A 6,407-nucleotide genomic window follows, 5' to 3' on the forward strand; every position below is an offset into this window, starting at 1 on the left:
TGCATATAGAGTATTGTGGAGAAATGATTTTTTAGGACATCAAGGCTTTTCATAACACCACAAACTTTATTTTTTAAAGATGAGGTGGATGTTATGGATGAGATTAGTGTAGCTCAATATCTTAGAATGTCTACAGACCACCAACAGTATTCATTATTCAATCAGTCGCAATTCATAAGTAAATATGCTTCTGAACATGGTATGAATATTATTCATACTTACGATGACTCAGGTAAAAGCGGAGTTACGGCTAACCGAAGAGAAGCATTTCATCAACTAATTGATGATGTAGTTAGCAGAAGAATAAATATTAAAGCTGTTTTAGTTTATGATATAAGTCGTTTCGGTAGATTTCAAAAAATAGATCAATATGGATATTACACCCATCAACTTGAAATGCATGATGTTAAGATCATCTATTGTGCGAATCCTATCGCCGAAGTTGATAACGATTATGCTGATTTCCAATTGTTCATAGGTCGCAAAGAAGCATCTCTATTCAGTCGAAATTTATCTCAAAAAGTCTTTCTTGGTCAAGTAAATCTGGCTGGTCGTGGATATCACCAAGGTGGGCCTGCAGGTTATGGTCTGCGGAGAATGTTGGTAGATGAAAACCGGAAACATAAAGGAATACTTAATTACAAAGAGTGGAAAAGCATCCAGACTGACAGAATAATTTTAGTATTAGGGCCAGAAAATGAAGTTGCAGTTGTAAAATGGATATACGACCAATTCGTTAATAGCTCAAAACCAGAGCGAGTTATTGCCTCTGAACTGAACAGGAGAGAGATAGCAGCAGAGCGAGGCACGAAATGGACCAGAGGAAAGATCCATGAGATTTTAACTAACGAAAAATATATTGGTCATAATGTTTATAACCGAACATCCTATCGATTAAAGCGACGTTTTATCCGTAATCCAAAACATGAATGGATAAGATGTGAAAATGCTTTTGAGGCTATTATTTCTCCTGAGATCTTTTTACAAGCACAGGAGGTTATTAGTAATAGAAGTATTCATCTTAGCAATGAGGATTTACTTTGTAAACTCTCGGATCTTTTGAAAACAAGAGGGAAGCTCTCCGGTATCATTATAGATGAGGACGATGAGACCCCATCCTCATCTGTTTATAGAAAGCGTTTTGGTGGCCTATTGCAGGCTTATCAATTAATTAACTATAAACCAAAACATGATTATGACTATTTGAGAATAAATTCATTACTAAGAGAAAAATATCACGTCTTCATTGAAAAATTCATCCGTGATATTACAGAACAGCGTTGTTATGTTGATTATGATGAGGAAACGAAATTATTTACTATCAATGATGAATTTAAGATGTCCGTTGTTATTTCACGTTGTTTTCTGAATACCACTAAGAAGCGTTGGAAGATACGGTTTGAACGTAAGTACAGTTATGATGCTTGTATTGTTGTTCGACTTGATAGTCAAAACGTAAACACGAAAGATTACTATATATTCCCTTCAATAGAGGTATTAGAGCGACAGTTAATTTTTGAAAATGTAAATTCTTATCAGTTAGAGTTTTATAGGTTTGATTCTTTGAATCCTTTTCTACAGATTCTTAGACGTGAAATTATTTAAGAGGAACTATGATGAAAGAATATGAAGAAATAAAGCTTATAGCTATATCTAAGATCAAGATTGTTAACTCACGCTCCAGAAGTAAATCTATTCATGATGAACTTGTTGAAAGTATAAGAAACATAGGCTTAAAAAAACCAATAACTGTAAGACTATCTGATTCCCCATGTGAGACGTATATGTACGATTTAATTTGTGGACAAGGAAGAATTGAGGCTTATGAGATATTAGGTGAGAAACAAATCCCTGCAATAGTAAAGTCCGTGGATCATGAAGACGGGCATATCATGAGTCTTGCTGAAAATATTGCACGAAGAAAGCCCCGCGCAACTGAGCTTCTCAATAGTATATTAGAATTAAAAAAGAAAGGTTTTACCGAATTAGAAATAGGACAAAAGATAGGGCGTTCACGAACTTGGGTAAGTGCAATAGTTTCATTAAAGGAGAATGGGGAGGATAAACTACTTGCTGCTGTAGAATCTGGAAGAATACCGTTCTACCTTGCTGTTGAGATATCGAGAGCAAAAGGAAATGATATACAAGATATTTTGTTGGAGGGTTTCAATTCTGGTGAACTTAACTCAAAGCAAATAGCGATAATTAAAAAAATCTTAGCTCAGAGGGAAACCTCAGGGAAAGGAAGTGATAATAATGCTTTTGTTAAGGCCGCAAAAAAGAAGCGGATTACGCCTGACGAGTTGAGGGAGCTTTATCAAGATAATGTGAAAAGACATAAAATGCTCCATACAAGGTCTGAGTTTACGATGTTAAGTCTGATGGTTGTTAAAGAGATCATGGTAAATCTTTTGCAAAATAAAGAGTTTTCTGATGTGTTAGTTTCTGAAAATTTAAATGCTGTTCCTGCATTTATTCTCGAAAATGTGAATCCTGAACGAGGACTGGAAAATGAACAATCCTAAGTTTAATAGTCTAAGTATATTAATGGATGTTTGCGAACTGAAATACGGTAAAGAATTGCCATTAAACGTTAAGATAAGTGTAAAATATAAACAAATACTTTCAACTATAAAAATAATTGGTGTTATTGAACCTATCGTAATCTACATTAACGAAAACTCTGAAAGGATTATACTTGATGGACATTTAAGAGTTGAAGCATCAAAAGATGCAGGCCTTGAAAAAATATACTGCTTAATAGCGGAAGATGAGGAATCTTATAGCTATAATAAGTATGTTAACCGTTTATCGGTCATTCAGGAGCACCGAATGGCATTACAAGCTGTTGAGGCTGGAGTATCAGAAGAGAGATTAAGCACTGCGCTAAATATTTCGATAAAGTCTCTTAGAGCAAAATTTAAATTACTTGACGGTATTACCCCTGAAACAACAGCTTTATTAGCTGACAAAATAGTTCCTCAAGCTATATTCAAGGTGTTGAAGAAAATGAAGCCGGAAAGACAGCATGAGGCGGTATGTACGATGATAAATATAAATAACTTTAGTAGAAAATTTGCACTTTCATTATTGCATACAACCCCTGATGAAATGCTTAAGAACCCCAAAGACTCCAAGCTTAAGAAGCAAGATATCGCAAAAAATTTTGCCAGAATGGAGCGAGAAATGGCTGCAATGGAAATGGAGACTAAACAATTAGAAAATATTTATGGTACAAATAATTTAAAGTTAGCTGTGATTATAAATCACATTAAGAAGCTTCTTAGTAATTATGCTGTATTGAATTGGTTAGTAGATAATAATCCAGACTATTTAACACAACTAAAAAAGATCTCTGCTATTGATTCCTTACCAGTTCTCGAAGATAAAGAAATCTTTTAAATGTTTACTAATCGATTACAAGAGCCTGTACGTAGATTTGTGTAATTGCCCGATTTTGATATGTTTAATTAACCCTCAAAAGAAGGTGCACTTATGGACGACAAACAGTTACAGGCTCTTGCGGCTGAATTGGCTAAAAATCTCAAAACCCCTGATGATCTCAGTCAGCTTTCCCGTTTTCTCAAAAAATTAACGGTTGAAACCGCCCTTAATGCTGAACTGACTGAACACTCGGCCACGGGAAAAATAACGCCAAAACAGGCACCAACCCCCGTAATGGTTATTCATCAAAGACGGTCGTGAGCAATGATGGCCCTTTGGAATTGCGTATTCCCCGTGATCGGGAGGGCGCGTTTGAACCCCAGTTGATCCGGAAGCACCAAACCCGAATCACCGCCATGGACAACCAGATTCTGGCGTTCTATGCCAAGGGGATGACGACCCGGGAAATTGCCGCCGCCTTCAAAGAAATGTACGACGCAGATGTGTCACCCTCGCTCATCTCAAAGGTCACTGACACCGTGCTGGAACAAGTTACTGAGTGACAAAATCGTCCACTGGATGCGCTATATCCTATTGTTTATCTTGACTGTATTGTCATTAAGGTTCGTCATGATGGCCGGGTCATCAACAAATCGGTGTTCCTGACACTGGGGATCAACCTTGAGGGCCAAAAGGAGTTCCTGGGCATGTGGCTGGCCGAAAATGAAAGGGCGAAATTCTGGCTGTCCGTGCTGACCGATCTCAAGAACCGGGGACTGGAAGATATTCTCATTGCCTGTGCCGATGGGCTGAAAGGCTTCCCGGATGCCATCAACACCGTTTATCCCGAAACCCGTATCCAGCTGTGCATTGTGCATATGATACGCAACAGCCTGCGGTTCGTGGCCTGGAAAGACGACAAAGCGGTTACCCGTGACCTCAAAGCCATTTATCAGGCACCAACAGAAGAAGCGGCGTTGCAGGCATTGGAAGCCTTTGGCCGGGCTTGGGATCCCCGTTACCCCAAAATCCGCCGTAGCTGGCAGTCTAACTGGAACCATCTGTCGACGTTCTTCGCCTACCCAGCCGAGATCCGCAAGGTGATCTACACAACGAATGCGATTGAATCGTTGAACAGCGTTAAAGGCAAAAGCTTTAACGAACTGCGTTTTGAAGATGCCAAAGGCAGTGAGGAAATTTATTTCCACGGCCAGAAAGATTTGACCGCCCAGATTGAAAATGATGTGCTCTGGCATATCAAACACGACCAGAAACAACGTATTGATAACAACCGTTACCACGATATCCGTGCCGATGACCATCATCAGGTCGCCGGTTCACGCAAAATCACCACCGAAGGTGATGTTTCGCACCGGATTGCCGGTAGCCAGCATACCCAGACCGGCGATGCCACCGTGATTGACAGCGGGCAGGAAATCCACCTGAAAAGCGGAGGCAAAGTCGTGCTGGAAGCGGCGGCAGAAATCACGCTGAAAGTGGGCGGCAGTTTTCTGAAAGTCACACCGGGTGGCATTCTCTGTTCACCGATTAATGTCGGGCAGGGTGCAGGCGGCAGCGGGCGCGGGATTTCACTGCAATTACCGGAGGGAGTAGCGCCACTCTCACAAGTAGAGCAACTCCCGATGGCGGAAGCACTCCCGGCAACTGAATTTCCGGTGCAACCAGCTTGTGCAGAATTGGCGCAACAGGATGCCAGGATAGAGTCATTTTACCTTAATGACTGGATTGAGCAGGCATTTCGGCTGTATAGCGGCACCCCGATGCGCAATATGTTGAAACAGAGTCCGTGGTTGGTACAACCGAAGGCTAATCAATTAGTTCAGATAGGGGTAGTGCTGGATCGCTATGAACTGGGTGACAACAGTTGGGGTTGGGCTTACCGCAGCCATACACCGTGGCAAGGACAGATTAAACACTGGCAACAGCGGCAATGGGTAATGATGAATGGCGAACCAATGTTGTTCCGCATGATGGATGCGCGGATATTGGGCACACTGGTGCCGGCTTTTACGCCCAGCGACTGGTCACTGATGTTGTCGCCTGTCACAGAACTGATGATAGACAGGCCGCAACCGATGAGGTTTTGCCGTCCCGAAGCGTGTAGAGAAGGTAACAGCGAAATTCCGTTTACGTTGGGTGAGCATTTGCTGGCAGTCTGGTTACATTCTCCCTATGGTCTGCAAGCCTTAAGTAGTTCACTTTATAATGATTTATGGGAAAACCACGGAGAGATAGCGAGGCAATTGGATCAGCCTGAAGGCAGTTTGGAACAACAGATTGAACAATGGCTGCGGAAAAAAATTGAGGCAGGGCATCATGCTGAAAAAATATCCTGTCAGGATTATCTGCTAGCGATGGAACAAGAAAAAGAACAGGAGAAAGATTTATGAGTAATGCAAATTCAGTTTATTGTCCTAATTGTCCGAATATGCTGAAGAACAAGATAGAAATTCAGCTTGTCGATGAACATAATAAACCCATAACCAATATGCCTTATACATTAAAAAACAGCAAAACTACACGTACAGGGAAAATAGATGGGAATGGAATGATCAAGGAAGAACAATTATTGGCTTCTCCTTTACGCTTATTTTTCAGTGGGCAAGAACTTGCCGATGAAATGGAAAAACGCCCACTGAGAACGAAGCGTAACAGTGAATACACTCGCTCTACCGAAGCCATGAAAGCCATTTCACCAGTTTTTAAAGGGAGCTTGGAATCAGGCCGCAAGTATCATTATGCAAAGATTGGTGAATTGGTTGATAAAATACCAGTTATCGAAAAATGGAAAGAAGAAAATCCTCTTCCAAGCTACCATTTTCCTGATAGTGAACCACAGGGCCTTGAAGTTTATCCATCATATTTAGGCGAATATCGCTATGTTATTGAAGTATGTCCATTTAGGGCATGGTCTTTGTTGTTACATCATCAAAAAGACTATTCATTAGTTAATGCATATAACCTCTCACTAATGAGTATATAGTTGATCGGATAAATGATCT

5 protein-coding genes and 1 pseudogene are annotated in these 6,407 nt (G+C 40.5%); all 6 read left to right on the plus strand.

What is annotated here, in order from left to right; all coding sequences use genetic code 11:
* Nucleotides 1–93: 93 nt before the first annotated feature.
* Nucleotides 94–1,605, plus strand: a complete 1,512-nt coding sequence (locus tag ABLA76_RS08020; protein WP_348987521.1) for a recombinase family protein — start codon at nt 94–96, stop codon at nt 1,603–1,605.
* An 8-nt stretch (nt 1,606–1,613) separates the two neighbouring features.
* Nucleotides 1,614–2,525: a ParB/RepB/Spo0J family partition protein gene (locus ABLA76_RS08025; RefSeq protein ID WP_047766599.1), complete on the plus strand. Its 912-nt coding sequence runs from the start codon at nt 1,614–1,616 to the stop codon at nt 2,523–2,525.
* On the plus strand, nt 2,512–3,402 hold the full coding sequence (locus ABLA76_RS08030; protein WP_047766598.1) for a plasmid partitioning protein RepB C-terminal domain-containing protein: 891 nt from the start codon (nt 2,512–2,514) through the stop codon (nt 3,400–3,402). The genes ABLA76_RS08025 and ABLA76_RS08030 overlap by 14 nt, the downstream gene beginning before the upstream one ends.
* Before the next feature lie 93 nt (nt 3,403–3,495).
* Nucleotides 3,496–4,526: pseudogene (locus tag ABLA76_RS08035) on the plus strand (IS256 family transposase); the annotation flags it as partial.
* 501 nt (nt 4,527–5,027) lie between these two features.
* Nucleotides 5,028–5,795, plus strand: coding sequence for a DUF4123 domain-containing protein (locus ABLA76_RS08040; RefSeq protein WP_348987531.1), 768 nt, complete (start codon nt 5,028–5,030; stop codon nt 5,793–5,795).
* Nucleotides 5,792–6,388: a hypothetical protein gene (locus ABLA76_RS08045; RefSeq protein WP_348987522.1), complete on the plus strand. Its 597-nt coding sequence runs from the start codon at nt 5,792–5,794 to the stop codon at nt 6,386–6,388. The genes ABLA76_RS08040 and ABLA76_RS08045 overlap by 4 nt, the downstream gene beginning before the upstream one ends.
* Nucleotides 6,389–6,407: the final 19 nt, after the last annotated feature.

The sequence above is a fragment of the Xenorhabdus sp. SGI240 genome (genome assembly GCF_040081915.1).
In the GTDB taxonomy this organism is placed as follows: Bacteria; Pseudomonadota; Gammaproteobacteria; order Enterobacterales; family Enterobacteriaceae; genus Xenorhabdus; species Xenorhabdus bakwenae.

Coding starts and splice junctions, on each gene's coding strand:
- ABLA76_RS08020 (WP_348987521.1), top strand. CDS start 94: ATGGATGAGATTAGTGTAGCTCAATATCTTAGAATGTCTACAGACCAC.
- ABLA76_RS08025 (WP_047766599.1), top strand. CDS start 1,614: ATGATGAAAGAATATGAAGAAATAAAGCTTATAGCTATATCTAAGATC.
- ABLA76_RS08030 (WP_047766598.1), top strand. CDS start 2,512: ATGAACAATCCTAAGTTTAATAGTCTAAGTATATTAATGGATGTTTGC.
- ABLA76_RS08040 (WP_348987531.1), top strand. CDS start 5,028: ATGGCGGAAGCACTCCCGGCAACTGAATTTCCGGTGCAACCAGCTTGT.
- ABLA76_RS08045 (WP_348987522.1), top strand. CDS start 5,792: ATGAGTAATGCAAATTCAGTTTATTGTCCTAATTGTCCGAATATGCTG.